We start from the raw sequence: 24,742 nt of genomic DNA, 5'->3' as shown, positions 1-24,742 counted from the left end.
TTAGGCAGCAGCCTTCTGCTCTTTCAGCAGCTTGGCAACGGCGTCGGAAACTTGAGCGCCAACGCCTACCCAGTGGTTCAGGCGGTCCATGGTGAAACGAACGCGCTCTTGCTTCTCGTTGGCAACCGGGTTGTAGAAGCCAACGCGCTCGATGAAGCGACCGTCACGACGGTTACGGGAATCGGTCACCACGATGTTGTAGAACGGACGGTTCTTGGCGCCGCCACGTGCCAGACGAATCACTACCATTGTCGATTGTCCTTGAATAAATACGGTATGTAGAAAAGCCCACGATTTTAGGTCAGTTTTCCCTTATCTTGCAAGCGCTTAATGCAAGACGGCTGTCAAGCCCGTCGTTACAAGCTCTTGGACACCATGGTCAGGGCCCGGTCTTCCGGGTGGGGCTCAACGGAAAAGCCCAGCTTGTGCATCAGTTTCAGCATGCCCTTGTTGCCGGCCAGCACCTCGCCGCGCATCACTTTCAGGCCCTGCTCGCGCGCCGCGTCGAACAAGGCTCTCATCAATAGATAGCCTATGCCCTTGCCCTGCCAGCGGTCGGCCACCTCCAGCGCGAACTCGCAGCCTTCGTTGTCCGGATCGGTGATGAAGCGCGCCACCGCCAGCATTTCCTCGCCGTCCTTGTGCTCGCGCGTCATCGCCAGCGCCATTTCGCGGTCGTAATCCAGCTGGGTGAAACGCACCAACATGCTTTGCGACAATTGCTTGATGCTGGACAGGTAGCGGTTGTAGCGGCTTTCCTCGGACAGATTGCGCACGAACTCCTGTTGCATGTCCGCGTCTTCCGGCCGCACCGGCCGCACCATCACATTGGTGCCGTCGTTCAGCTTGGCGCACACCACCATGTGGCTGGGGTAAGGCATGATCGCCATATGGCCGTAGCGCTTCAAATCCGGCCGCCGCGGCCGCACGATGATGCGGGCGTCCAGCGCGATCACCCCCTGCTCGTCGGCCACCAGCGGGTTGATGTCCATCTCGCGCAGCTCCGGCAGTTCGCACACCATCTCCGACACGTGCAGCAGCACGTCCTCCAGCTCGTCCTGGTCCACCGCCGGCAGGTTCTTGAACGCGCCCAGCAATTGGCCGATGCGGGTATGGCGGATCATGCTGGCCACCAGATAGCCGTTGAGCGGCGGCAGCGACAGCGCGCGGTCGTGCATCACTTCCACCGCGATGCCGCCAGCGCCGAAGGTGATCACCGGCCCGAAGGCATCGTCGTGGGTGACGCCCACCATCACTTCGCGGGCGAAACGGCGCTTGCGCATAGGCTGCACCGACACCCCGTCTATGCGCGCCTCCGGCCGCGCCTGCCGGGTGCGGCCGATGATGGCGTCGAAGGCTTCGCGCAGCGTCGCCTCGTTGCTGATGTTCAGTTCCACGCCGCCGACGTCGGACTTATAAATGATGTCCGGCGAATCGATCTTCAACACCACCGGGTAGCCTATCTTGTCGGCCTGCTTGACCGCCTCGTTGGCGGTTCGCGCCAGCCGGGTGGGGTTGACCGGGATGTGGAAGGCGGCCAGCACCTCCTTGGATTCGCGCTCGGACAGGATGTCCCGGCCCTCCTTCAAGGCCGAGGCGATCACCTTGCGCGCCTTGGCCACGTCCGGATCCGCGCGCTTGCCCTCCAGCGGCCCCGGCGTCTGCAGCAGCAATTGCTGGTTGCGCTGGTAGGCCGCCAGATTGCGGAACACCTCGATGCCGTACTCCGGCGCGCGGAAATGCGCGCACTTGGCCTTGGAAAACAGTTCGCGGCTTTCCGACACCTTGGCGTCGCCCAGCCAGGACAGGAACAGCGGTTTGCTGGACTCTCGCTGCAAACCTATCATCAGCTGCGCGGTGGTCAGGTGATCGGTGCCGGCCTGCGGCGTGAAGACCACCATCACGCCGTCCACGTTCGGGTCGTCCAGACAGGCCTTCACCGCGGTGCGAAAACGCGATGGGCTGGCGTCGCCGATGATGTCCAGCGGATTGCCGCGCGACCAGTTGCGCGGCAACACGCCATTCAGCAACTCCAGCGTGGGCTCGGACAGCTTGGCCAGCTCCACCCGGTTGGAATAGGCGCTGTCGGCGGCCAGCACGCCGGGGCCGATGCCGTTGGTAACGATGGCCAGCCGCTTGCCGCCCACCCGGTAATTGGCGGCCAGCACCTTGGCCGCGGTGAACAACTGGGCGATGGTGTCCACCCGCAACACGCCGGCGCGCGCCAGCGCGGCGTCGAACACGTCGCCGCTTTCCACCAGATTGCTTGAGTGCGTAACGCCGGTCACCGCGTCTTCGTAGCGGCCGGACTTGATCACCACCACCGGCTTGGTGCGCGCCGCGGCGCGCAGCGCCGACATGAAGCGGCGCGCGTCGTGGATGTGGTGGACATGCAACAGAATGCCCTGGGTGAAGTTGTCCGCCACCAGGTAATCCAGAATTTCGCCGAAGCCGACGTCCAGCGCGTTGCCCACCGAAATCACGCTGGAAAAGCCTATGCCCTTGCTGTCCGCCCAGTCCAGCATCGCCGTGCACAGCGCAGACGACTGCGACACCAGCGCCAGATTGCCCGGCCTCACCTTGCTGGTGTAGTTGCTGGCGTTGAAGCCGGCCACCGGCCGCATCAGGCCCAGCACGTTGGGGCCGAGGATGCGGATGCCGAAATGGCGGCTGATCGACAGCGTCTCGTTGATGATCTCCCGCTCCAGCTGCTCGCTGTCGGCGAACTCCTTGGCCAGCAGCACCGCCTTGATGCCCTTCTTGCCGCAGTCCTTCATGATCGCCGGCAAGGTGCGGGTGGCGGTCACCACCACCGCCAGGTCCACGGACTCGCTGATCTGGCGCACCGAGGCCACCGCCGGCACCCCGGCCACCACCTTGTGATTGAGGTTGACCGGAAACAGCTTGCCCTGGAAGTTGCCCGCCAGCAGATTGGCGAACACCGCTTGCCCGATCGAGCCCGGCGTGTCGCTGGCGCCTATCACGGCGACGCTGCGCGGCGAAAACAACGGAGTCAGGTAATGCGGCCTCATTGATGCTTATCCTCGGAAATAATGGTAACCGGCACGGTTTTCCCCGCCGGCGGCGGCAACGGCCACTCCGGCTGCAAAGTCACATGATCGATGCCGAACTCGCGCGACAACATGCGCTGGCAGGCCGCCAGGATGCGCGGCCAATCCTGCGGCGCGCCCAGCTGCAAATGCGCGGACAAGGCCACGCGGTCCGCGGCCATGGTCCAGATGTGCAGATCATGCACCGACCTGACCCCGGCGATGCCGCCCAGGGCGCGACCGATGCGGTTGAAGTCCAGCTCCGCCGGCACCTCCTCCATCAACACCGCCAGCGATTTGCGCAGCAGCCGCCAAGTCGACGACAGGATCAGGCAAGCCACCAGCATGGACAAGATCGGGTCCGCCGGCGTCCAGCCGGTCCAAAACACGATGGCCCCGGAAGCGATCGCCGCCAGCGAGCCCAGCAAATCCCCCATCACGTGCAGCAGCGCCGCCTTGCTGTTCAGGCTGTGCGCGCCGCGGCTCAGAATCCACACGGCCAGCACGTTCACCAGCAAACCCGCCGTCGCGATGCCCATCACGCCCAGGCCGTTGACCGCTTGCGGCTCCAGCAAACGCCGCACCGCCTCCACCGCGATGAAGACGATGACCCCGAACATGAACAAGCTGTTCAGAAAGGCGCCTATCACTTCCGCGCGGCCATGGCCGAAAGAATGCGACTCGTCCGCCGGACGGCGGCCGATATGCGCCACCCACAAGGCCAGCAGCAGCGACATGGAATCGGTCAGCATGTGGCCGGCGTCGGACAACAGCGCCAGCGAGCCCGTCGCCCAGCCGCCCACCGCCTCCACGCAGGCGAAGCCTATCGTCAGCAGCGCCACCCAGCGCAAGGCGCGCATGCTGGCGGCCCGCGCCGCCGCGCCCGTCACTCCGCCATGGGGGTGGCGATGCGGATGATTGTAATCGTGCTCGTCGTCATGCTCGCCGCCCACCGAGCCATCATCATGCAGACTGAATCTTGACGTCATCTTGACCTCCGGCAAGCCGAGTCCATCGCGTCCCGCTCCGCCGCAAGCGCCTAACGAGAATGGACTGGCGCGGACACTACAATATTGTTAATCTTTGCTGTTTAGCAATAGCTCTTTACTGCACCGCACAAAGTCGCCACGCGCCCTTGCACCAACAGAGGTCGGATGGCGGCGGGAGTCGATCCATCATGACGAAACGCGTCGTCACGCTTGCCCATTACTACACCCAGCCTGAAATCCAGCAAATGGCCGACAAGGTTGGCGACAGCCTGGAGCTTTCTTTGTACGCCAAGGAAGCCAATGCCGACATCATCGTTTTCGCCGGCGTGCGCTTCATGGCGGAAACCGCGAAAATCCTCAACCCGCAGGCGGAAGTGATTCTGCCCGACGCCGGTTCCACCTGTTCGCTGGTCACCCAGACCGACGTCGCCGCGCTGGCCAAATGGCGCAAGCAGCATCCGGACCACGTGCACGTGTCCTACATCAACTCCAGCGCCGAGCACAAAGCGCTGTCCGACTGGATCGTCACCAGCCGCAATGTCGACGACATCATTGCCCACCTGTACGCCGAAGGCAAAAAAGTGATCTTCTCGCCGGACCGCAATATGGGCGGCTACCTCAACTACCAGTACGGCTACGACATGCCGCTGTGGTCGGCGGTGTGCGAAGTGCACGACAAATTCAACGAGGCGGCGCTGGACGAAGCCTTCGCGGTCGCCGGCGCGGAGAAATACCTGATCGCCCACCCGGAAAGCCCGCTGCCGGTGCTGAAGAAGGCCGACTACGTCGGCTCCACCTCCGGCATGCTCAACTGGGTCAAGCAATTCTCCGGCAGCCCCGACGCGGTGATCTTCGTCGCCACCGAAGACGGCATCCTCTACAACATGGGCCTGGCCCGTCCGGACCTGGATCTGCGCCAGGCGCCGATCTACGCCGGCTGCCAGTGCAACTCCTGTCCGTACATGAAGATGAACACCATAGAAGCGGTCAAGCGCGCCCAGCAGGGCGTGGGCTTGCGCATCGACTACCTGAGCCGGGAACAGATGGACGCGGCGCGGCTGCCGATCGAGCGCATGCTGGAATTCAGCCAGCGTTATTACGCCTGAACCGCCTGCCCCAACCCGCCCACCGGCGGGTTTTGTTTGTCCCTCTTCCACGCCGGACTTTTCCGCGTCATCGTTGGAGCGATACAATCAGCCGGGCCACCTTTGCCGGCAAGAACAATAGAAAGACAGCATGAAGTTTCTCATCAGCAACGACGACGGTTATTTCGCTCCCGGACTGGCCATGCTGGCGCAAACCCTGTCCCGCCACGGCGAAGTCGTCGTTGTCGCGCCGGAGCGGGACCGCAGCGGCGCCAGCAACTCCCTGACCCTGGACCGCCCCCTGACCGTGCGCAAGGCCGCCAACGGCTTCCACTACGTCAACGGCACCCCCACCGACTGCGTGCACCTCGCCGTGACCGGCATGCTGGACTTCAAGCCGGACATGGTGTTCAGCGGCATCAACCACGGCCCGAATATGGGCGACGACACCCTGTACTCCGGCACCGTGGCCGCCGCCACCGAAGGCTTCATGCTGGGCATCCCCTCCATCGCGGTGTCGCTGGCCGGCTATAGCGGCCAGCACTTCGCCAGCGCCGGCCTGGTCGTTGATCAACTGGTGGAACGCTGCAAGCGCAACCCCTTCCGTGAACCGGTGCTGCTCAACGTCAACGTGCCCGACATCGCTCCGGAAGCGCTGGGCCAATTGACCGTCACCCGCCTGGGCCGCCGCCATTGCGCGCAGCCGGTGATCAAGTCTCAGAATCCGCGCGGCGAGACGATATACTGGGTAGGACCGGTCGGCAATGTGCAGGACGCCGGCGCGGGCACGGACTTCGGCGCGCTGGCCAACAACGACATTTCAGTGACGCCGCTGATGCTGGATTTAACCGCCTACGGCCAACTAGACGGAATCAAGACATGGCTACACCACAGCTGACGCCGGGCCAGCCGGCCTACGGCATGCTTTCCGACCGCACCCGACGCCGCATGGTCGAGCGCCTGCGCCAGAACGGCGTGGCCGACGAGCGCGTGCTGACCGCGATGTCGGACGTGCCGCGTCATCTGTTTGTGGACCAGGCGCTGGCCACCCGCGCCTATGACGACGTGTCCCTGCCCATAGGACACGGCCAGACCATCTCCCAGCCCTTCACCGTGGCGCGGATGACGGAAATCCTGTTGAATGGCAAGAAACCGGGCAAGGTGCTGGAGATCGGCACCGGCTGCGGCTACCAGACAGCGGTGCTGCTGAAGACCGGCGCCGAGGTCTACTCCATTGAACGCTTGGGCGCCATTCTTGACAAAGCCAGACGCAATTTGCGCGCCGCCAAGCTGGTGCACGCCCGCCTGGTTCACGGCGACGGCCATTTCGGCCTGGCCGAGGCCGCGCCCTTCGACGGCATCATCATGACCGCCGCCGCGCGCAACATTCCCCAGGCCCTGGTCGAACAACTCAACGACGGCGGCCGCATGATCATGCCGATAGGCGAAGAGGAACAGTACTTGTGGCTGATAGAGAAAACCGCGCAAGGCCTGCAGAAAAGCCGGCTGGACCCGGTGAAGTTCGTACCCTTGCTTGCCGGACGCAGTTAAAACTGCAAAAACACAACAGTTTCTTTGTCCGACAATTTATCAAATCACTTAAACAGACTATAAAAAACAAAAGTATGCTAAAAATGCATTGCAGCTATGCATATATATTCACGGCCTCGATCGGCATCGCCCTGAGCGGATGCAGCAGCATCGCCCAGCAGCCGGCCCCCGTGGAAAGCGCAACGCCGGCAGTCACCCGCAGCGCGCCGCCTTCGGCGCCCGTCGCGACCACCGGCAACAGTGCGGCGGTGACCACGCCGTACCAGGATAACGGAGGAGTGTCCGCCGCGCCGATAGGCTCCGCCTCGGCGGCGGGCGCAACAACAAAAGAAAAGACCCATGTGGTTCAGCCGGGGGAGAACCTGTTCCGCATCTCTCTGAACAACGGCCTGAAATACAAGGATGTCGCGGCCTGGAACAACCTGCCGGACAACAATATCAAAGTAGGACAAGTATTGCGCTTGACCCCGCCCGGCGACGACGTCCCCGCGGCGGCCAGCGCCGGTCAGCCGACGGCGGCCGCCGCGCCGGCCCAGCCAAGCGCGCCGGTGGAAAGCGCAACTGTCCAAGCTGGCGGTGTCAAGGCCTACCCTAAAGCCCTGAAACTGCCTTACAGCGCAGAAGCAGCAAAAACCCTGTCCGCCCAGAGCGAGGGAGGACCGGGCAACAACAAGAACGCTCAAGCTCCGATCAGCTCCGCCGGCGCGCCGGCGGCGGCAAGCGCTCCGGCCAAGGCCGAAGCCCCGGCGGCGACGCCGTCCAGCAAGCCCGAGGCCAGCAAGCCGGCGGCGAAAACGGACGAAGACGCGGTGCCGTGGCTGTGGCCGACCGAAGGCAAGATGATCCGGGGCTATTCCGATAGCAGCAAGGGCATAGACATCAGCGGCCGCAGCGGCCAGCCGGTGTTGGCGGCGGGAGACGGCAAAGTGGTGTACAGCGGCACCGGCCTGCGTGGCTACGGCAAGCTGATCATCATCAAGCACAATAAATCCTTCCTGTCGGCCTACGCCCACAATAGCCAGTTGCTCGTAAAGGAGGGCCAGTCTGTCAAGCGAGGGCAGAAGATTGCCGAAATGGGCAATTCCGACGCCGACCAAGTGAAACTGCACTTTGAAATCCGCCGCCTCGGCAAGCCGGTGGATCCGATGCAGTACCTTGACCATAAGTCCTGACGGGCGGCCGGGGCCCCCGTCCAGGATCAGAAAGAGACGGGGGTAGAACATGAGTAGCGAACTCGACATTCTCGAAGAGCAAGAAATTCTCGACGAGGAAAGCAATGAGGAAGCCGTTGCCGAAGTGGAGGCAGAGGAAGTCGGCGAAGCGCAGCCGGTATACGAAGAAGTTGCCGACGTCACCCAAATCTACCTCAACGATATCGGCAACAACGCCCTGCTGACGCCGCAGGAAGAACTGGCTCTGGCCCGCCGCGTGGTGGCTGGAGAATTCGAAGCGCGGCAGAAGATGATCGAGCACAATCTGCGGCTGGTGGTGAACATCGCCAAGCATTACATCAACCGCGGCCTGGCGCTGCTGGATCTGATCGAGGAAGGCAATATCGGTCTGATGCACGCGCTGGAGAAGTTCGATCCGGAGCGCGGCTTCCGCTTCTCCACCTATGCCACCTGGTGGATACGCCAGAGCATAGAACGCGCCATCATGAACCAATCTCGCACCATCCGCCTGCCGGTGCACGTGATCAAGGAACTCAACGTCTATCTGCGCGCTTCGCGCCACCTGGAAAGCCAGATCGGCCGCGAGCCGACGCTGGACGAAATCGCCCACCTGGTGGGCAAGCCGGTGGACGATGTGCGCAAGGTGATGAACCTCAACGAGCGCATGGCCTCGCTGGACGCGCCGCTGGACATCGACCCGATGCTGTCGATCGGCGAGTCCATCCCGGACGAGCAGCATGACGAGCCGGAAATCCAGTTGCACAACAGCCAGTTGGAGCACTTCGTCCACGAATGGCTGGGCCAGTTGAACGAGAAGCAGAAACTGGTGATCGAGCGCCGCTACGGTCTGAACGGCTACGAGATCTGCACGCTGGAGGAGTTGGCCGCCGCGCTGAGCCTGACCCGCGAACGCGTGCGCCAGATCCAGATCGAGGGCCTGGAGCAGTTGCGCCGCATCCTGCGCCGCAAGGGCATCTCCAAGGACTTCCTGTTGTAAGCCGCGGCAGCGTCGGCCGCCAGCAGCCCCCGGCCCCCCGGGGGCTTCGTCATTTGCGCGCCAGCCGGAAACGGCGGCTGCGGCGCAGCCAGTCCCGCTGCCGGGCGGCGTCCGCCGCGCGCGCGCGATAGCGCAAGGCCACGTAATCCTGCACCAGCGCCTTCAACTGCCGGTATTCCGCCTCAGCCAGCCCCGGCTTGGCGCGGCGCAACAACTCCAACGGCCCGTCGCATGGGCCCGCCTCGATCCGGCGCCGACGCAGCTCGGCCAACAGCAGCCGCCAGCCCCGCGTCAGCGGCTCCTCTCGCCCGCGGCCCCGCCGCCACCACCAAGCCAAGGGCAGGGCCGCCAGCAAGACGCCGACCAACAAAGCCCGCAACACGCTGGCCGCGCTCACGCTCTCGCCCAGCCCCAGGCGTTGAAACACGTTCCGCTGCCGCGCGGCGTCGTAGCCCACCACCCATTGCTGCCAGGCGAAGCCCGCCGCCTGCCAGTTCTGGCGCAAATCGCGCAGCCAGGCCGGCGGCAAACCCGCCACCCCGCGCTCCCTCAAGGCCGGCACGCTTTGCTCCGCGCCGTCCGCCAGCCGCAGCGGCGCCACCGCGCCGGTGGGATCGACGCGCAGCCATTGCCGGCTCTCCGCCAGCCAGATCTCGACCCAGGCGTGCGCGTCGGACGACTTCACCTGCCAGAAACGTCCCACCGGATTGTATTCGCCGCCCTGATAACCGACGACAATCCGCGCCGGCATGCCCGCGGCCCGCGCCAGGAACGCCAATGCCGACGCGTAATGCTCGCAAAAGCCTTGCCGGCTGGAAAACAGGAATTGATCGATCTCGTCTTGCCGGTCCAGCAGCGGCGGATTCAGCGTGTAGCGAAAGCTCTGGCTTTGGAAGGCCTGCAAGGCGGCCTGCGCGAAAGCGCCCTCCCCGCGCGCCGCCAGCTCCCGCGCCCAGGCGCGCGCGCGGGGATTGCCGGGCGGCAAGCGCAGGTAAAACGCGCGCTCGGCGTCGGACAAAGCCGCCCGATAGCGCGCGCCTAGCCGGCTGACCGCGTAAAAACGCTGAGTCCTCCTGTCCTTGCCGTCTCCGCGCAGCACCATGCCGTATCGCAATCGCGACGCGTCCTCGCCCGGCTGCGGCACATCCAGCGCCGGCAAACGCCCCTTGTCCGGCTCCAGCGTGATCGCATACTCCACCGTGTCGCCGCCGCTGACGCCCTCCGCGGCCACGCCGCGCGTCTCGCCGCCGCTCCAGCGGCTGCCGTCGAAACGGTCCAGCAGCAAGACCCGCCAGTACATCTGCGCCCGCGGCGGCGAGCGCTGCGGGAACACCACGGAAAAAGCCGGCTCCCGACTCAAAATCAGCTGGCTGACACTGCCCGGCTCCAGACTGTCGCCCAAGCCGCTGACCGCCTGTCTGCCCGGCTCGCTGGGCATGCTCCACAGCGGACCGGACAAGCGCGGCATGACCACGAACAAGACCAGCATCAAGGGTAGCGCCAGGGCCAGCGCCGACGCGGCCGAACGCAGGCTGCCGCGCCACGGCGCGCCCTCCAGCGCCGCCATCGCGCCGGTCAGCGCCAACAGGCTCAAAGCCAGCCAGACCGCCGCCGCCGGCGACTGATCGAACAGCAAGGGCATGGCCGCCAGAAACACCCCCAGCGCGATCAACACCCGCCAGTCCCGCTGCTGCGCGCACTCCTGCGCCTTGAAGCCCAGCAGCAGCAGCAAAATGCCGACGCCGCCCTCGCGCCCCACCAGGGTGCCGAGCGTGCGCCAGCACAGCCAGGCGGCCAGGAGCAAGGGCGGCAGCAACCACCAGAAGGCCGGAGGCGCCCGGCCCCGCCAGACCAGGACCGCCTTGCCCAGCAATAAGGCGAAGGCCAGGGCGACCAGCCAGAACGGCAGATGCAGCCATAGCGGCGCGGCGCTCAAAGCCACCGCCGCCAGCGCCGGCCAGGTCCTGCCGCGCTCAGGAACGCTCATCGCCGCGCTCCAGGTACAAGGCCAGGGCCGTCAGCGCCAACAAGCGCTGTTGCGGCTGCGGGCCCACGCTGCGTGTCGGCAGCTTCAACACATAAGGCTGACGCAGGCGCTCGCACTGCTCGACGCGCCAGGCCAAACGCGACAGCTTGAGCTCCACGTCGCCGCCGCGGCCGTAATCCTGCCAGTCCAGGGCCAGCAAGCCGGCGCGCCCTTCCCCGGCGAATTGCTTGCTGACCAGCGCGCCGCGGCGCGCCAGCACTTTCCAGGCGATGCGGCGCGGCGAATCCCCGACGCGATACGCGTCCAGATGGGAGAAGTCCTCTTCCTCGCCCGGCTGATCGCTGGGCTGATCGCCGCCGCCCAGACTGCGGCCGCGCTGGCCGTCCTGCAAGGGCGCGGGAAACAGCAGCGCCTGGGCCGTCAGCCTGACCCAGGCGCTGGCGCGCACCAGACCGAACGGCGCCTCGCTCCAGACCTGACAGGCCGGCAAGGCCATATAGCCGCGCCGGCTGCCGCAAACGCTCAGCAGCAGCTCGAACTCCTCCCCGCCGGGCAGGCGGTCAATCCGGGTTTCCGCGCCGTCTTCCAGCGCCAGGCTCAGTTGACGCTCGCCGTCGTCCTCATGCCGCAGCAACACGCGGAAACGCACGGCGTCGCCGGCGAAGACAGGCTCCGCGTCCAGCGCGCGCAACTGCAGGCCGGCCAACTGGCGGTAAGCCAGCAGCACCGCCACCAGCAGCAAGCCGGCCACCCAAAACGACAGCGCGTAGGCCAGGCTGACGTCGTAGTTCAACGCGCCTATCCACACCGCCAGCGCCACCAGGCCCAGCGTCAGGCCGAAGCGGGTGGGCAGCAGATAAATGCGGTTTTGCTCCAGCCGGCAATGCGGCTGCGGCGTCGCGCGGCGCAGCATCCATTGCCGCAGCCGGCGGCGCGGGTCAAGGAATGGGAACATGGGCGAGCAGCCCGCTGGCGGCGTCGCCGCCGTTGCCGCCGAGCAGACGATGGCCGGCCACGCTGGGGAAGACCGCCTTCACGTCCTCCGGCAGCACGTGATCGCGCCCTTCCAGCAAGGCCCAGGCGCGCGCCGCCGCCGCCAGCGCCAGGCCGGCGCGCGGGCTCAGCCCCGAGGCGAAGCGGCTGTCCCGGCGCGTGGCCTCGACCAAGGCCAGCACGTAGCCGGCCAAGGCCGGGCTGACCGTCAGCTGCGCGGCCTGGCGCTGCAGCGCGATCAATTCGCCGGGACGCAAGGCCGGCACCAGCTTGGCCAGCAGCTGGCGACGGTCCTCGCCCTGCAGCAAGGCCAGCTCGGCCTCGCGCGGCGGATAACCCAGCGAGATGCGCATCAGGAAACGGTCCTGCTGCGACTCCGGCAAGGGGAAGGTGCCGGCCTGTTCCGCCGGGTTCTGGGTGGCGATGACGAAGAAGGGCTCGGGCAAGGGATAGGTGGCGCCGTCCACCGAAACCTGACGCTCCTCCATCGCCTCCAGCAAGGCGGACTGGACCTTGGGCGAGGCGCGGTTGATCTCGTCGGCCAGCAGCACCTGCGAAAACACCGGGCCTTGATGAAAGTGGAAGGAAGAAGAGTCGCGCTGGTAGATGTTGACGCCGAGGATGTCCGAGGGCAGCAGATCGCTGGTGAACTGCACCCGGCGATATTCCAGGCCCAGCACGCCGGCCAGACCATGGGCCAACGTGGTCTTACCCACGCCGGGCACGTCCTCGATCAGCAAATGGCCTCGGGCGATCAAGCAGGTCAAGGCCAGGCGAATCGCCTGCGGCTTGCCCAGGATCAGCTGATTCAGTTGACGATACGCAATGGAGAGAGATTGCATTTGCACCCGCTTACGCGCACTATTTATCGATATCACATATCCCGCGCCCATTGTACGCAACAAGGAATCGCACGTGTTGACCTGGCTGAAAAATCGCTTGCAACGCTCAGGGCTCACCGCCTACATCACCCACCCCGAGTGTCTGCAGCACAATATGGGCGTGGGCCACCCGGAATGCCCGGAGCGCCTGATCGCCATCCGCGACCAGCTGATGGCCTCGCAGATTCTGGACGGGCTGCAGGAGATCGAAGCGCCGGAAGTCACCGAACAGCAGTTGGCGCGCGTGCATCCGCCGCACTATCTCGAATATCTGGAATCCTGCTCTCCCAGCATAGGCACTTTTCGCGTGGACCCGGACACCGCGATGTCCGCCGGCACGCTGCAAGCCGCGCGGCGCGCCGCCGGCGCCGTGGTCAAGGCGGTGGAGCTGGTGGCCGAGGACAAGGCGCCCAACGCCTTCTGCGCGGTGCGCCCGCCCGGCCACCACGCTGAAAGCGGCAAGGCGATGGGCTTCTGTTTCTTCAACAATCTGGCCATCGGCGTCACCCACGCGCTGTCCCACTATCAGTTCGAACGGGTGGCGGTGATCGACTTCGACGTCCATCACGGCAACGGCACCGAGGAAATCCTGCGCGACGATCCCAGGGTGCTGATGGTGTCCGTCTTCCAGCATCCGTTCTACCCCTATTGCGGCGACGCGCCGCTGGGCCCCAACATGCACAATGTGCCGCTGAAGGCAGGCAGCGGCGGCCGCGAGTTCCGCGAAGCGGTGGAGACGGTCTGGCTGCCGCTATTGCACGACTTCCAGCCGCAGATCCTATTCATCTCCGCCGGCTTCGACGCGCACCGCGAAGACGATATGGGTTCGCTGGGGCTGGTGGAGGCCGATTACGAGTGGGTGACCCGCCACCTGATGCAGATCGCCGATCTCTACGCCGACGGCCGCGTGGTCTCGGTGCTGGAAGGCGGTTACGACCTGTCGGCGCTGGGCCGCAGCGTGGCCGCTCACCTACGGGTGCTGTCCGACGGCTGAGCCGAGCCGCGCCAAAACAAAAAGCCGTCGCAAGCGACGGCCTTTTCATTCGCGGAGCCAAGCTCAGGAGGAGCTCTTGTCCGAGCTCTTGCCGCCTATCTTGTCCTCTTGACCGGTCAAGAGCTTGATCAGATTGGACTTGTGGCGATGCACCACCAGAATGGCGATGACGATGCAGCTGCCGAAGTAAACGCTCTGCGGCCCGACGATGAAATAGGCGTACACCGGCGTCAGCACGCAGGCGATGAGGGCGGACAGCGAGGAAATCTTCAGCACGAAGGCGACGAACAGCCAGGTGGCCAGCGCCGCCAGCGCCAGCCACGGGCTGAAGCCCAGCAGCACGCCCACCGCGGTGGCCACGCCCTTGCCGCCCTTGAAGCCGAAGAACACCGGCCACATGTGGCCGATCAGCACCGCCAGCGCCGACATCGCGATCGCCTGCTCGCCCAGCCCGTACTGCGGTCCGAACCAGGCGGTCAGCGCCACCGCCACCCAGCCCTTGACCCCGTCGCCGAGCAAGGTCAGCGCCGCCGCCAGCTTCTTGCCACTGCGCAGCACATTGGTGGCGCCGGGGTTGCCGGAACCGTAACTGCGCGGGTCGGCCATGCCCATGGCCTTGCTGACAATCACCGCGAAAGAGAGCGAGCCGATCAGGTAGGCCGCAACAACAAAGGCAAAAGCTGTCGTGGTCATGGTGTATCCATTAGAATAGAAGGCTTCGGATTTTACGGTATCGGGCGGCAAACCCCAACTCCCAGACAAACTGATGGACATCATATTCCTGCGCGAAGTGCGCGCCGACACCATTATCGGTGTCTACGAATGGGAGCGGAAAGCCCCGCAAACCATTGAAATCGACCTGGAAATCGGCATTCCCAGCGAAGCGCCCTGTCACAGCGACAATATCGGCGACACCATACACTACGGCGTGGTGGTGGAGCGGCTGCGCAAGGCGCTTTCGGAGCAACACTTCCTGCTGCTTGAGGCGCTGGCGGAATACATCGCCAAGGTGATCCGCGAGGACTTCGGCGCGCCCTGGGCCCGCGTCTCGGTCACCAAGCTGGGCATCCTGCCCGGCGTCAAACGCGTCGGCGTGCTGATCGAACGCGGCCACCGCCCGCGCTGAGCCCAAGCCGCCGGGCATTGACGCCCGCGCCCCGGCGCTCGATGATGTCAAGGTCACAGCGCCGGAGCGCCCCATGCCTCGACTATCCGTCCCGGAATTCCAGAGCCTGATCGATCAGGAACTGCCCCTGGTCCGCCTGTTCGGCATCCGGACCGAATCCATCGCCGACGGCGGCGCGGTGCTGCGCATGCATTTCAACCCGGACCTGATCCGGCCGGGCGGCACCATCGCCGGGCCCGCCTTGATGGCGCTGGCCGACGCCACGCTGTACGCGGTGGTGCTGGGCATGATAGGCCGAGTGGAGCTGGCGGTGACCACCAGCCTCAACATCAACTTCCTGCGCAAGCCGCCGCCGGCGGACGTGATCGCGGAAGGCCGCATCCTGAAGCTGGGCAAACGGCTGGCGGTGGGGGAAGTCTTGCTGCTGTCGGCGGGGCTGGAAGAGCCGGTGGCCCACGTCACCGGCACCTATTCGATTCCGCCCCCTCCCGGGAGCTGAAGCGACGCCGGGCCTTGCGCCCGGTCTCAGTCGGTGTTCACTTTCAAGCGCAGGCCGAACTGCTTGGGCGTCAAACGCAAAGACAGTTGTGCTTGCTTGTTCAGGTCCAGCACCGGGGACAAGGACAGGCGGTTGCTGACTGCTTCGCGCTCAAAGCGCAACCCGCCTAGAGTGATGTCCCTGTCGACGTCCCGAGGAAGGGCTTTGGCCCCCGCGTCGGCCGGAGAGGCGCAAGCCCAGGCTTGCGGCAAACACGTCGCCATGGCGCCCGCGCACACCGCCAGTCCCAGCCACAACATCAACAGCTTGCATGCCATGCGCACCATCTCCACCGGATGAAATGCGAGAACCTTCTCTCATCATGGACATTGGCGCGCCGGCCGCAAGTTTTTTATTGATTGCGCATGAAGTCGGCGGTGTTGTGGAAGGCCTCGATCAGCTTTTGCTTCAGCCAATCCTCGGCCACCAGCTCGTCCACCGCGCGGCGCATGCAGGACATCCACTGATCGCGCGCCGCCTCGTCCACCGCGAACGGCATATGGCGCATGCGCAGCCGCGGATGGCCGAAGGCCTCCATGTATAAAGACGGGCCGCCCAGCCAACCGGACAGGAACATGAACAGCTTCTGGCGCGAGCCGGCCAGGTCCTGCGGATGCATGTCGCGCAGCGGCTTGACCGCCGGATCGCTGTCCATGATGTCGTAAAAACGGTCGCTCAACCAACGCACCACGCCTTCGCCGCCCAATAATTGATAGGGCGTCATTTCCCGCACTTCATCGCTCACGCTTCATTCCCCGTCGTCGGCCGCACCAGCGCGGCCGCTGTTCTGGCCCGCTCGCGAGCCTGTTCCACCGTCTCCGCCGTGGCCAGGGCCACGCCCATGCGGCGCTTCAAATAACTTTCCGGCTTGCCGAACAGACGCAGGTCCGCGCCCGGCACCCGCAGGGCCTCGTCCACGCCGTCGAAAACGATGCCGGCCTCGTCCAGGCCGCCGTAGATCACCGCCGACGCGCCGGCGCTGAACATCGTCGCGTCCACCGGCAGGCCCAGGATGGCGCGCGCGTGCAATTCGAACTCGGACCAGCGCTGGGTCGCCAGCGTCACCAGGCCGGTGTCGTGCGGCCGCGGACTCACTTCGGAGAACCATACCTGATCGCCCTTGACGAACAGCTCGACGCCGAACAGGCCGCGGCCGCCCAGCGCGTCGGTCACCGCCTTGGACACTTCGCGCGCGCGCAGCAAGGCCAGCTCGCTCATCGGCTGCGGCTGCCAGCTCTCCACGTAATCGCCGCTGCGCTGCAGATGGCCGACCGGCGCGCAGAAATGCGTGGCGATGCCGCCCGCGCCGTCCGCCGCGCGCACGGTCAACTGGGTGATTTCGTAATCAAAATCGATGAAGCCCTCGACAATCACCCTGCCCTTGTCCACCCGGCCGCTGCTGGCGGCGTATTGCCAGGCCTTGGCCACGTCCTCCGGCCCGCGCAGCAGCGACTGGCCCTTGCCGCTGGACGACATCACCGGCTTCACCAGGCAGGGGTAGCCGATGCCGTCGTCGATGGCGGCTTGCAGCGCTTCCAGGCTGGACGCGAACGCGTACGGCGAAGTGGGCAGGCCCAGCTCTTCCGCCGCCAGCCGGCGGATGCCTTCGCGGTTCATCGTCAGATGCGCGGCGCGCGCGGTGGGAATCACCTCGGCCAGGCCGTCCGCCTCGATGCGCAGCAATTCTTCGGTGGCGATGGCCTCGATCTCCGGCACGATCAGATGCGGCCGCAGCTGCTCCACCAGCCGGCGCAAGGCCGCGGCGTCCGACATGTCGATCACGTGGCTGGCGTGGGCCACCTGCATCGCCGGCGCGCCGGCGTAGCGGTCCACGGCGATGGTTTCCACGCCCAGCCGCTGCAAGGCGATTACCACCTCCTTGCCCAGCTCCCCGCTGCCCAACAACATCACCCTGACGGCACTGCGACTTTGCGGCGTTCCGATACGCATGACGATTTTTCCTGGAAATGAATGGCTTGGCCCGCCGACGGCGGACGATGGGAATCCGAATCGGCGCGATTTTACCATGCGCCGGGCATCGGCTCGCTTCAGTTCAACCTATCGCTCAAGCGCGGCAGAACGCGAAATCCAGCGCCGGCGTGTCGCCGTTGACGATCTCCGCCAGCGCGCGGCCGGAACCGGCGCCCTCGGTCCAGCCCAAGGTCCCGTGACCGGTGTTCAGATACAAGCGCCGCAGCCGGCTGGGGCCGATCAGCGGCACATTGCCCGGCGTGGCCGGCCTCAGGCCGCTCCAGAAACGCGCGCGCTCCCAGTCGCAGGCGTCGCCGAACAAGGCGCGGCCGCGCTGCAGCAGCAAATCGCAACGCCGCGGCTCCAAATGCGTGGAATAGCCGGACAGCTCGGCGGTGCCGGCGATGCGCAGCTCGTCGCCCAGCCGCGACACCACCACCTTGTGGGCTTCGTCGGTAATGCTGGTCAGCGGCGCGGCGGCGGCGTCCAGAATCGGCAGCGTGGCGGAATAGCCTTTGGCCGGATACACCGGCAGGCGCAAGCCGGCCTGCGCCGCCAGCAACGGGGAATAAGCGCCCAGCGCCAATACGTAGGCGTCGGCCTCGATGCGCTCGTACGCGCCGTCGGCGGTGGTGACCGACACCCCGCTCACCGCGTCGTCCACGCGCTCCAAGGCGTTGATCCGGGTCTGGAAGCGGAACTCCACCCCGCGCAGCGCGCAGGCCTGGGCCAGCGCGACGGTGAACAGATGCACATTGCCGGATTCGTCGTCCGGGCTCCAGCAGGCGCCGCTCAGTTCGGGCAGGATGCGCGCCAGGGCCGGCTCCCGCTCCAGCGCCTGCAACGGCGTCAGCAGGCTTTTCTCCACGCCCAGCTTTCGCAGCTGCGCGCAGCCCTCGCGGGCCTGGGCCAGTTCGGCGTCGGAGAACAGCAGGGTCAGGATGCCCCGCTGCAACTGCTGGTAGTCTATGCCCAGCTCCTGGCGCAAACCCCGCAGCGTATCGCGGCTGTACAGGCCCAGCGCCACCATCTGGCGCATATTGCGCTCGCTGCGCCCCGGCAGGCATTCGCGCAGGAAATCCAGTCCCCAGCGCCATTGCCGCGTGTCCAGCCGCGGCCGGAACAGCAAGGGCGCGTCGTCGCGCAGCAGCCAGCGCAATACCCGCCACGGCGCGCGCGGATTGGCCCAAGGCTCCGACTGGCTGACCGAAATCTGGCCGCCGTTGGCGAAACTGGTTTCTCTCGCCGCGCCGCTGGCGCGGTCCACCACCACCACTTGGTGGCCCTTCTCCGCCAAAAACCAGGCGGTGGACACGCCGATGACGCCGGCGCCCAACACAACTACTCGCATCGACTCTCCACAAAAGCCAATGGGCAAGACCCGCTTGCCCATTGGCTTTACCAGCCGCGATCCACCCTTATGGCTTCTTCGCGTGCTCGTAAACCGTCTTGCCGCGCAGATGGAAATAATCCGACGCGAAATAGAAATTCTCGGAATGGCCGACGAACAGCAGACCGTCCGGCTTCAACAGCGGCGCAAAACGCTTAAGCACGCCGAACTGGGTATCGCGATCGAAATAAATCATTACGTTGCGGCAGAAAATGGCGTCGAACTGGCGCTTGACCGACCAGTTCGTCTCCACCAGATTCAAGCGCTGGAAGGTGATCATATTGCGCAGCTGGGCCTTGGCCTGGAAGCTGCCGTCCGGCTGCTTGTCGAAGTATTTGGCGGCGTAGCCCGGCGGCAGGCGCGCCACCTTGTCCGCGGCGTAAATGCCCTTGCGTCCGGTTTCCAGCACGCTGGTGTCCAGATCGGTGGCCAGCACGCTGATGCGCGCGCCCGGCACCGCCTCCAAGGCGGTGATCGCCAGCGAATACGGCTCTTCGCCGGTGGACGAGGCCGCGCACCAGATCGCCAGCTCTCCGCTGCCCCCCTTCTTCTTCAGATGCTCGGCCAGCAGCGGGAAATGGTGCTCTTCGCGGAAGAAGAAAGTCAGATTGGTGGTCAGCGCGTTGACGAACTGTTCGAACTCGCGCTTGCCGCTGATCGACTCTAGGAAGTCGACGTAGGCGGCGAAGCCGGGCAGCTTCAGCTCGCGGATGCGACGCACCAGGCGGCCGTAAACCATGTCTTTCTTCGACGGGTTCAACGAAATGCCCGCTTCCTTGTAGATCAGTTTGCGAATGCGTTCGAAGTCGGCATCGCTAAACGCGAATTCACGGGTGAATTCGATCTTCGGCAAGACGACGGGTGGCAGCTTATTCATTTTGTTGTCCCCATAAAAAAGGCCCGGGCAAAAGCCCGAGCCTGTATTCTACCGCGTCCGGATCACACCGAGAACGACGAACCACAACCGCAGGTGGTGGTGGCGTTCGGATTGCGGATCACGAACTGGGAGCCCTCCAGGCTTTCCTGATAATCGATTTCAGCGCCGACCAGGTACTGGTAGCTCATCGGATCCACCAGGAAGGTCACGCCTTGTCTCTCTATAGCGGTATCGTCTTCATTTGCGATTTCGTCAAATGTGAAACCGTACTGGAAGCCGGAGCAGCCGCCGCCGGTAACGAAGACGCGCAGTTTCAGATCGGGATTGCCTTCCTCGGCGATCAGCTCCTGCACCTTGGAACAAGCGCTTGCGCTGAAGTTGATCGGGGACGGCATTTCAGTTGCAGCAGTAGTCATGTCAAACCTCGCAATTCAGTTCCGGGGCCTTGAGAACCCGCCAACGGTCCGCTAGCGGCCTGGCTGCGTGCGCGCTGCGGTTTCTCAAACCCCTTCTAAAGCCGGCAGAGCGGCATTCACCCACTATTTTAGTCGGATATTGGGGCCGATGGCGAGTCTTCAAGCGAACTAGTTCTTTCCGCGCATGCGCGGCTGTCTCAAGGCAGCAAGGGAACGATGTCCAGACCGGCCCGCTCCGGCAGCCCGAACATCAGGTTCATGTTCTGCACCGCCTGGCCGGCAGCGCCCTTGACCAGATTGTCTATCACCGACAACACCACCACCACCTCGCCGCCCTGCGGCCTGTGCGCGGCGATGCGGCAGACGTTGGCGCCGCGCACCGAACGCGTCTCCGGATGGCTGCCGGCCGGCAACACGTCGACGAAGGCTTCGCCGGCGTAACGGCGCTCGAACAGCGCCTGCACGTCGACGTCCGCCTTCAAGCGCGCGTACAGCGTGGCGTGAATGCCGCGTATCATCGGCGTCAGATGCGGGACAAAGGTCAGGCCCACCGGCTGCGCGGCCGCCCGGCCCAGGCCCTGGCGGATTTCCGGCAGATGGCGGTGGCCGGCCACGCCGTAAGCTTTAAAGGAATCCCCGGCCTCGGCCAGCAAGGCCCCCACCTCCGCCTTGCGTCCGGCGCCGGACACGCCGGACTTGCAGTCGGCGATCAGGCTGGACAGCTCCACCGCTCCGGCTTCGATCAAGGGCAGAAAGCCCAGTTGCACCGCGGTCGGATAGCAACCCGGGTTCGCCACCAGCCGCGCGCCGCGGATGGCCTCGCGATTGATTTCCGGCAAGCCGTACACCGCTTCGGCCACCAAATCCGGCGAACCGTGGCTCATGCCGTACCATTTTTCCCATTCGGCGACGTCCTGGATCCGGTAATCGGCGGCCAGATCCACCACCCGCACGCCGGCGGCCAGCAGCTCGCGCGCCTCATTCATCGCAATGCCGTTGGGTGTGGCGAAAAACACCACATCGCAGTCCTGCAGCCGGGCTTGGTCGGGAGTGGAGAAGGCCAGATCGATGCGGCCTCGCAAGCTGGGAAACATGTCGGCCACCTTCATGCCGGCTTCCTTGCGCGAGGTGACCGCGCTCACGCGCGCCGACGGATGGCCGGCCAGCAAACGCAGCAGTTCGACACCCGTGTAGCCGGTGCCCCCGACGATTCCCACCTTGATCATGCCCATTCCTTTATATAAAACCGCGTCGCAAAAACGACAGTGTAGGCACTGCGATGCTGCCTTGCAATACGAAAGGGGAAAAGCGGGAAAACGACGGGCAAAGAAAAACCGCCTGACGAAGCAGGCGGTTTTCTTGAAAACAGAATCCGGCGAATTAACGCTTGGAGAACTGCTTGGCGCGGCGAGCTTTGCGCAGGCCGACTTTTTTACGCTCAACTTCACGAGCGTCGCGGGTCACGTAACCAGCAGCGGACAGAGCCGGCTTCAGAGCGGTGTCGAAGTCGATCAGAGCGCGGGTGATGCCGTGACGGATCGCGCCGGCTTGGCCGGTTTCGCCGCCGCCGACAACATTCACCTTGATGTCGAAGGATTCGAGGTTCTCGGTCAGTGCCAGCGGCTGGCGGATTACCATGCGACCGGTTTCACGAGCGAAATATTCATCAACCGGCTTGCCGTTGACGATGATCTGGCCCGAGCCCTTTTGCATGAACACGCGAGCAACGGAGCTCTTGCGACGGCCGGTGCCGTAGTAGTATTTACCGTTCATTTCTACGCCTTAAAATCAGATTTCCAGCACTTTCGGCTGTTGAGCAGTGTGCGGATGCTCGGAACCGGAGTACACCTTGAGTTTCTTGATCATGGCGTAACCCAGCGGGCCCTTCGGCAGCATGCCTTTTACGGCTTTTTCCAGAACGCGCTCCGGGAACTTGTCTTGCAGTTCGGTGAAGCTGCGCTCGTAGATACCACCCGGGTAGCCGGAGTGACGGTAGTACTTTTTGTCTTGTGCCTTGGCACCGGTAACGCGCAGCTTCTCGACGTTGACCACGACGATGAAATCGCCGGTATCTACGTGCGGGGTGTATTCCGGCTTGTGCTTGCCACGCAGGCGACGGGCGATCTCAGCGGCGAGGCGGCCCAAAACCTTGTCGTTGGCATCGACCACAAACCAGTCGCGTTTAACCTCATGCGGCTTGGCAGAAAAGGTCTTCATGGAACTCTTCCATCGTAATTCTTGAAAGTTACGGATTCTATTACAGCCCCGATCCGGCTGTCAAACCCTTGTGAGACAACAGAAATCCGGCGACCGGGCGGCGATGCTCGCGCAGAGGGAAAAATGCAGGCGGAATGGGGAGTTTAGCGGCGGCAAGACAAAAAAAAGCGCAACGTCTTGCTTTGTTGCGCCAAGTTCCACCTAAAGAAGGAGGATGGAGGAGACAACACCAAAACGCACACTTTGCATGCCACGTCCTGATGCAGGTTTCATTATCTGCATAGACTTGCTTCATTGCAAGGCTTTTTGTGCATTGCACTATAAAACGTGGCTTTTTACGTCACACGTGGCGAAAGACCCTGTTAAATCAAGGACAAAATCGCCATCGCACTGCAAGACAACTTTGGGGCCGCGTCGTTTTTTGCGCCGCTTTTGCCGCGGGCCCGCGCGGTGGCGGGGCCCCAGGCCCCGCCGCACTGTCCGACAATCCGCGGACGCTTACAGCTTGATCGCCGCGGCCAGAGCCACTTCCATCATGTCGCGGAAGGTGGTCTGACGCTCTTCGGCGCTGGTGGCCTCGCCGGTGGGGATGATGTCCGACACGGTCAGAATGCCCACCGCGCGCGCGCCGTATTGCGCGGCCACGCTGTAGATGCCGGCCAGTTCCATCTCGATGACCTTGACCTGCATCTTGTCCAGCACTTCCAGCATATTCGGCTGCACGCCGTAGAACAGGTCGGCGGAGAACACATTGCCCACCGTCACCGGCTTGCCCTGCTCCGCCGCGGCGTCCACCACCGTGCGCAGCAGGCCGTAATCGGCGATGGCGGCGTAGTCGTGGTCGTTGAAGCGCATGCGGTTGACCTTGCTGTCGGTGGACGCGCCCATGGCGACGAACAGTTCGCGCAGCTTGATGTCGGGCGTCACCGCGCCGCAGGAGCCGATGCGGATGATGTTCTTGACGCCGTAGTCCTTGATCAGCTCGGTGGTGTAGATGCTGGCGGACGGAATGCCCATGCCGTGGGCCATCACCGACAGGCGCTTGCCCTGGTAGGTGCCGGTGTAGCCGAACACATTGCGCACCGTGGTCACCAGCTTGGCGTCTTCCAGGAAGGTTTCCGCGATCATTTTGGCGCGCAGCGGATCGCCGGGCATCAACACGGTTTCGGCAAAATCGCCCGGCTGGGCGTTGATATGCGGTGTCGCCATCGTCTTTAGTCTCCAGATTCAAAAGAGCCCCGGCGCGCAGGCGCCGGGGCGTAAACGTCGTTCAATCCCGCCTCACAGGAAGGACTGACCGTAATCCATAGGGCTCAGGCCCAGATGCGCCGCCACGGTCTGGCCGATGTCGGCGAAAGTGGCGCGCTCGCCCAGCGAACCGGCCGGCACCTTCTTGCCGTAGCACAGCACCGGGATGTGTTCGCGGGTATGGTCCGTGCCTTCCCAGGTGGGATCGCAGCCGTGATCGGCGGACAGGATCAGGATATCGTCGTCGCCCAGCGCCGCCATCACCTCCGGCAGCCTCGCGTCGAACTCCTCCAGCGCTCGGGCGTAGCCGGCGGTGTCGCGGCGGTGACCGTAGCTGGAGTCGAAGTCGACGAAGTTGGCCATGATGATGGCCGGCCGCTCCTCATGGTCGCGCATCGCGCCCAGGGTGGCGTCCCACAGCTGGTCGAAGCCGGTGGCCTTGTGCTTGTGGGTGATGCCGACATGGGCGTAGATGTCGGCGATCTTGCCGATGGACACCACGTCGCCGCCGGCCTTGGCCAGCTTTTCCAGCACCGTCGTCGCCGGCGGCTCCACCGCCAGGTCCTTGCGGTTGCCGGTGCGCACGAACTGGCCCTTGCCTTCGCCGACAAAGGGCCGCGCGATCACGCGGCCGATATTGTACGGCTCCAGCAGCTCGCGGGTGATCTTGCACAATTGGTACAGCCGTTCCAGCCCGAACGTCTCTTCATGACAGGCGATCTGGAACACCGAGTCCGCCGAGGTGTAGAAGATGGGCTTGCCGCTCTTCATGTGCTCCTCGCCCAGCCGGTCCAGGATCTCGGTGCCGGAGGCGTGGCAGTTGCCCAGATAGCCGGGCAGCTCCGCCTTGGCCACGATGGCGTCCAGCAGTTCTGGCGGGAAGCTGTTGTCGTGGTCGCTGAAATAGCCCCAGTCGAACAAGACCGGCACGCCGGCGATTTCCCAGTGGCCGGACGGCGTGTCCTTGCCGCTGGACAGCTCGCGGGCGTAGCCGTAGGCCGCCGCCGGCTCGGCCGGGTCCATGCCTTCCGGGAAATAGCCGGAAGACAGCCGGCAGGCGTGGCCCAGACCCATGCGGGACAGATTGGGCAGCGTCAGCGCGCCGCTGCGGCCGACGTTGGCGCGGCCGGCGGCCGCCTCCATGGCGATGTGGCCCAGCGTGTTGCTGCCGGCGTCGCCGAACTGCGGGGCGTCGGCGGCGGCGCCGATGCCCAGCGAGTCCAGAATCAGAATGATGGCTCGTTTCATATTGCCGCTCCG

At 64.7% G+C, this 24,742-nt stretch carries 26 protein-coding genes; 8 read left to right on the top strand and 18 right to left on the bottom strand.

Annotated elements, in window-relative coordinates:
* From rpsP to JW897_RS11990, 3 genes are all read right to left on the bottom strand, one after another.
* Window positions 1-249 (bottom strand): 30S ribosomal protein S16, encoded by a 249-nt coding sequence (gene rpsP / locus JW897_RS12000; RefSeq protein ID WP_019102878.1) that lies wholly within the window; start codon window positions 247-249, stop codon window positions 1-3.
* A gap of 107 nt (window positions 250-356) precedes the next feature.
* Complete coding sequence (locus JW897_RS11995) at window positions 357-3,032, bottom strand: bifunctional acetate--CoA ligase family protein/GNAT family N-acetyltransferase (RefSeq protein ID WP_205466270.1); 2,676 nt, start codon at window positions 3,030-3,032, stop codon at window positions 357-359.
* A complete protein-coding gene (locus JW897_RS11990) occupies window positions 3,029-4,039 on the bottom strand; it encodes a cation diffusion facilitator family transporter (RefSeq protein ID WP_205466269.1) in 1,011 nt (336 codons plus the stop codon). The genes JW897_RS11995 and JW897_RS11990 overlap by 4 nt, the downstream gene beginning before the upstream one ends.
* 188 nt (window positions 4,040-4,227) lie before the next feature.
* On the opposite strand from JW897_RS11990, the gene nadA reads away from it, so the two are divergent.
* The 5 genes from nadA (at window position 4,228) to rpoS (ending at window position 8,844) form a co-directional block, all read left to right on the top strand.
* Complete coding sequence (gene nadA, locus JW897_RS11985) at window positions 4,228-5,145, top strand: quinolinate synthase NadA (protein ID WP_205466268.1); 918 nt, start codon at window positions 4,228-4,230, stop codon at window positions 5,143-5,145.
* Window positions 5,146-5,275: 130 nt separating this feature from the next.
* Window positions 5,276-6,022, top strand: coding sequence for a 5'/3'-nucleotidase SurE (gene surE, locus JW897_RS11980; protein WP_048415674.1), 747 nt, complete (start codon window positions 5,276-5,278; stop codon window positions 6,020-6,022).
* Window positions 6,004-6,675: a protein-L-isoaspartate(D-aspartate) O-methyltransferase gene (locus tag JW897_RS11975; protein WP_043632250.1), complete on the top strand. Its 672-nt coding sequence runs from the start codon at window positions 6,004-6,006 to the stop codon at window positions 6,673-6,675. The genes surE and JW897_RS11975 overlap by 19 nt, the downstream gene beginning before the upstream one ends.
* A complete protein-coding gene (locus JW897_RS11970; protein WP_259043246.1) occupies window positions 6,588-7,847 on the top strand; it encodes a peptidoglycan DD-metalloendopeptidase family protein in 1,260 nt (419 codons plus the stop codon). Before JW897_RS11975 ends, JW897_RS11970 begins: the two co-directional genes overlap by 88 nt.
* Window positions 7,848-7,896: 49 nt before the next feature.
* Entirely contained in the window at window positions 7,897-8,844 is a 948-nt protein-coding gene (rpoS, locus tag JW897_RS11965; protein ID WP_019102885.1) for an RNA polymerase sigma factor RpoS, read from the top strand.
* Window positions 8,845-8,893: 49 nt separating this feature from the next.
* Here the strand turns inward: rpoS and JW897_RS11960 are convergent, their stop codons facing one another.
* The 3 genes from JW897_RS11960 to JW897_RS11950 are packed head-to-tail and all read right to left on the bottom strand — an operon-like array spanning window position 8,894 to window position 12,666.
* The gene (locus tag JW897_RS11960) at window positions 8,894-10,831 is read right to left on the bottom strand and encodes a transglutaminase TgpA family protein (RefSeq protein ID WP_205466267.1); all 1,938 of its coding nucleotides are present in this window, start codon (window positions 10,829-10,831) and stop codon (window positions 8,894-8,896) included.
* The gene (locus JW897_RS11955; RefSeq protein WP_205466266.1) at window positions 10,818-11,786 is read right to left on the bottom strand and encodes a DUF58 domain-containing protein; all 969 of its coding nucleotides are present in this window, start codon (window positions 11,784-11,786) and stop codon (window positions 10,818-10,820) included. The genes JW897_RS11960 and JW897_RS11955 overlap by 14 nt, the downstream gene beginning before the upstream one ends.
* On the bottom strand, window positions 11,770-12,666 hold the full coding sequence (locus JW897_RS11950) for an AAA family ATPase (protein ID WP_048415678.1): 897 nt from the start codon (window positions 12,664-12,666) through the stop codon (window positions 11,770-11,772). The genes JW897_RS11955 and JW897_RS11950 overlap by 17 nt, the downstream gene beginning before the upstream one ends.
* A 73-nt stretch (window positions 12,667-12,739) precedes the next feature.
* Between JW897_RS11950 and JW897_RS11945 the strand changes: the two genes are divergently transcribed.
* A complete protein-coding gene (locus tag JW897_RS11945; protein WP_231589330.1) occupies window positions 12,740-13,699 on the top strand; it encodes a histone deacetylase family protein in 960 nt (319 codons plus the stop codon).
* A 63-nt stretch (window positions 13,700-13,762) separates the two neighbouring features.
* On the opposite strand, the gene plsY is transcribed toward JW897_RS11945, so the two are convergent.
* Window positions 13,763-14,392 (bottom strand): glycerol-3-phosphate 1-O-acyltransferase PlsY, encoded by a 630-nt coding sequence (gene plsY / locus JW897_RS11940; RefSeq protein WP_048415679.1) that lies wholly within the window; start codon window positions 14,390-14,392, stop codon window positions 13,763-13,765.
* A 73-nt stretch (window positions 14,393-14,465) separates the two neighbouring features.
* On the opposite strand from plsY, the gene JW897_RS11935 reads away from it, so the two are divergent.
* Entirely contained in the window at window positions 14,466-14,825 is a 360-nt protein-coding gene (locus JW897_RS11935) for a dihydroneopterin aldolase (protein ID WP_048415680.1), read from the top strand.
* 73 nt (window positions 14,826-14,898) lie between these two features.
* Window positions 14,899-15,324, top strand: a complete 426-nt coding sequence (locus JW897_RS11930) for a PaaI family thioesterase (RefSeq protein WP_048415681.1) — start codon at window positions 14,899-14,901, stop codon at window positions 15,322-15,324.
* Between the two features lie 26 nt (window positions 15,325-15,350).
* Here JW897_RS11930 and JW897_RS11925 read toward each other — a convergent pair whose 3' ends face one another.
* The 11 genes from JW897_RS11925 to JW897_RS11875 form a co-directional block, all read right to left on the bottom strand.
* Complete coding sequence (locus JW897_RS11925) at window positions 15,351-15,641, bottom strand: hypothetical protein (RefSeq protein ID WP_156187979.1); 291 nt, start codon at window positions 15,639-15,641, stop codon at window positions 15,351-15,353.
* Window positions 15,642-15,715: 74 nt separating this feature from the next.
* On the bottom strand, window positions 15,716-16,108 hold the full coding sequence (locus JW897_RS11920; RefSeq protein WP_231589331.1) for a group II truncated hemoglobin: 393 nt from the start codon (window positions 16,106-16,108) through the stop codon (window positions 15,716-15,718).
* Window positions 16,105-17,313, bottom strand: a complete 1,209-nt coding sequence (purT, locus tag JW897_RS11915) for a formate-dependent phosphoribosylglycinamide formyltransferase (RefSeq protein WP_048415683.1) — start codon at window positions 17,311-17,313, stop codon at window positions 16,105-16,107. Before purT ends, JW897_RS11920 begins: the two co-directional genes overlap by 4 nt.
* A 115-nt stretch (window positions 17,314-17,428) precedes the next feature.
* Entirely contained in the window at window positions 17,429-18,685 is a 1,257-nt protein-coding gene (locus JW897_RS11910; protein WP_205466265.1) for a D-amino acid dehydrogenase, read from the bottom strand.
* Between the two features lie 67 nt (window positions 18,686-18,752).
* Window positions 18,753-19,601 carry a CheR family methyltransferase gene (locus JW897_RS11905; RefSeq protein ID WP_205466264.1) on the bottom strand — a complete coding sequence of 283 codons (849 nt, stop codon included), beginning with the start codon at window positions 19,599-19,601 and terminating at the stop codon, window positions 18,753-18,755.
* Window positions 19,602-19,663: 62 nt separating this feature from the next.
* Window positions 19,664-19,996, bottom strand: a complete 333-nt coding sequence (gene erpA, locus JW897_RS11900) for an iron-sulfur cluster insertion protein ErpA (protein WP_197083112.1) — start codon at window positions 19,994-19,996, stop codon at window positions 19,664-19,666.
* Between the two features lie 218 nt (window positions 19,997-20,214).
* Window positions 20,215-21,243, bottom strand: coding sequence for an N-acetyl-gamma-glutamyl-phosphate reductase (gene argC, locus JW897_RS11895; RefSeq protein WP_048415687.1), 1,029 nt, complete (start codon window positions 21,241-21,243; stop codon window positions 20,215-20,217).
* A gap of 154 nt (window positions 21,244-21,397) precedes the next feature.
* Window positions 21,398-21,790 carry a 30S ribosomal protein S9 gene (gene rpsI / locus JW897_RS11890; RefSeq protein WP_019102900.1) on the bottom strand — a complete coding sequence of 131 codons (393 nt, stop codon included), beginning with the start codon at window positions 21,788-21,790 and terminating at the stop codon, window positions 21,398-21,400.
* 15 nt (window positions 21,791-21,805) lie between these two features.
* Window positions 21,806-22,234 (bottom strand): 50S ribosomal protein L13, encoded by a 429-nt coding sequence (gene rplM / locus JW897_RS11885; protein ID WP_019102901.1) that lies wholly within the window; start codon window positions 22,232-22,234, stop codon window positions 21,806-21,808.
* Window positions 22,235-22,732: 498 nt separating this feature from the next.
* Entirely contained in the window at window positions 22,733-23,443 is a 711-nt protein-coding gene (deoD, locus tag JW897_RS11880) for a purine-nucleoside phosphorylase (RefSeq protein ID WP_048415688.1), read from the bottom strand.
* A 72-nt stretch (window positions 23,444-23,515) separates the two neighbouring features.
* Window positions 23,516-24,730 (bottom strand): phosphopentomutase, encoded by a 1,215-nt coding sequence (locus tag JW897_RS11875; RefSeq protein WP_048415689.1) that lies wholly within the window; start codon window positions 24,728-24,730, stop codon window positions 23,516-23,518.
* Window positions 24,731-24,742: the final 12 nt, after the last annotated feature.

This window comes from Chromobacterium alkanivorans, assembly GCF_016937655.1.
Taxonomy (GTDB): Bacteria; Pseudomonadota; Gammaproteobacteria; order Burkholderiales; family Chromobacteriaceae; genus Chromobacterium; species Chromobacterium alkanivorans.
This window is presented reverse-complemented; position numbering and strand designations above follow the sequence as displayed.

Coding starts and splice junctions, on each gene's coding strand:
- rpsP (WP_019102878.1), bottom strand. CDS start 249: ATGGTAGTGATTCGTCTGGCACGTGGCGGCGCCAAGAACCGTCCGTTC.
- nadA (WP_205466268.1), top strand. CDS start 4,228: ATGACGAAACGCGTCGTCACGCTTGCCCATTACTACACCCAGCCTGAA.
- JW897_RS11995 (WP_205466270.1), bottom strand. CDS start 3,032: ATGAGGCCGCATTACCTGACTCCGTTGTTTTCGCCGCGCAGCGTCGCC.
- rpsI (WP_019102900.1), bottom strand. CDS start 21,790: ATGAACGGTAAATACTACTACGGCACCGGCCGTCGCAAGAGCTCCGTT.
- JW897_RS11925 (WP_156187979.1), bottom strand. CDS start 15,641: ATGGCATGCAAGCTGTTGATGTTGTGGCTGGGACTGGCGGTGTGCGCG.
- plsY (WP_048415679.1), bottom strand. CDS start 14,392: ATGACCACGACAGCTTTTGCCTTTGTTGTTGCGGCCTACCTGATCGGC.
- JW897_RS11905 (WP_205466264.1), bottom strand. CDS start 19,601: ATGAATAAGCTGCCACCCGTCGTCTTGCCGAAGATCGAATTCACCCGT.
- JW897_RS11935 (WP_048415680.1), top strand. CDS start 14,466: ATGGACATCATATTCCTGCGCGAAGTGCGCGCCGACACCATTATCGGT.
- erpA (WP_197083112.1), bottom strand. CDS start 19,996: ATGCCGTCCCCGATCAACTTCAGCGCAAGCGCTTGTTCCAAGGTGCAG.
- rplM (WP_019102901.1), bottom strand. CDS start 22,234: ATGAAGACCTTTTCTGCCAAGCCGCATGAGGTTAAACGCGACTGGTTT.
- JW897_RS11950 (WP_048415678.1), bottom strand. CDS start 12,666: ATGCAATCTCTCTCCATTGCGTATCGTCAACTGAATCAGCTGATCCTG.
- deoD (WP_048415688.1), bottom strand. CDS start 23,443: ATGGCGACACCGCATATCAACGCCCAGCCGGGCGATTTTGCCGAAACC.
- JW897_RS11930 (WP_048415681.1), top strand. CDS start 14,899: ATGCCTCGACTATCCGTCCCGGAATTCCAGAGCCTGATCGATCAGGAA.
- JW897_RS11955 (WP_205466266.1), bottom strand. CDS start 11,786: ATGTTCCCATTCCTTGACCCGCGCCGCCGGCTGCGGCAATGGATGCTG.
- JW897_RS11910 (WP_205466265.1), bottom strand. CDS start 18,685: ATGCGAGTAGTTGTGTTGGGCGCCGGCGTCATCGGCGTGTCCACCGCC.
- rpoS (WP_019102885.1), top strand. CDS start 7,897: ATGAGTAGCGAACTCGACATTCTCGAAGAGCAAGAAATTCTCGACGAG.
- argC (WP_048415687.1), bottom strand. CDS start 21,243: ATGATCAAGGTGGGAATCGTCGGGGGCACCGGCTACACGGGTGTCGAA.
- purT (WP_048415683.1), bottom strand. CDS start 17,313: ATGCGTATCGGAACGCCGCAAAGTCGCAGTGCCGTCAGGGTGATGTTG.
- JW897_RS11975 (WP_043632250.1), top strand. CDS start 6,004: ATGGCTACACCACAGCTGACGCCGGGCCAGCCGGCCTACGGCATGCTT.
- JW897_RS11960 (WP_205466267.1), bottom strand. CDS start 10,831: ATGAGCGTTCCTGAGCGCGGCAGGACCTGGCCGGCGCTGGCGGCGGTG.
- surE (WP_048415674.1), top strand. CDS start 5,276: ATGAAGTTTCTCATCAGCAACGACGACGGTTATTTCGCTCCCGGACTG.
- JW897_RS11990 (WP_205466269.1), bottom strand. CDS start 4,039: ATGACGTCAAGATTCAGTCTGCATGATGATGGCTCGGTGGGCGGCGAG.
- JW897_RS11875 (WP_048415689.1), bottom strand. CDS start 24,730: ATGAAACGAGCCATCATTCTGATTCTGGACTCGCTGGGCATCGGCGCC.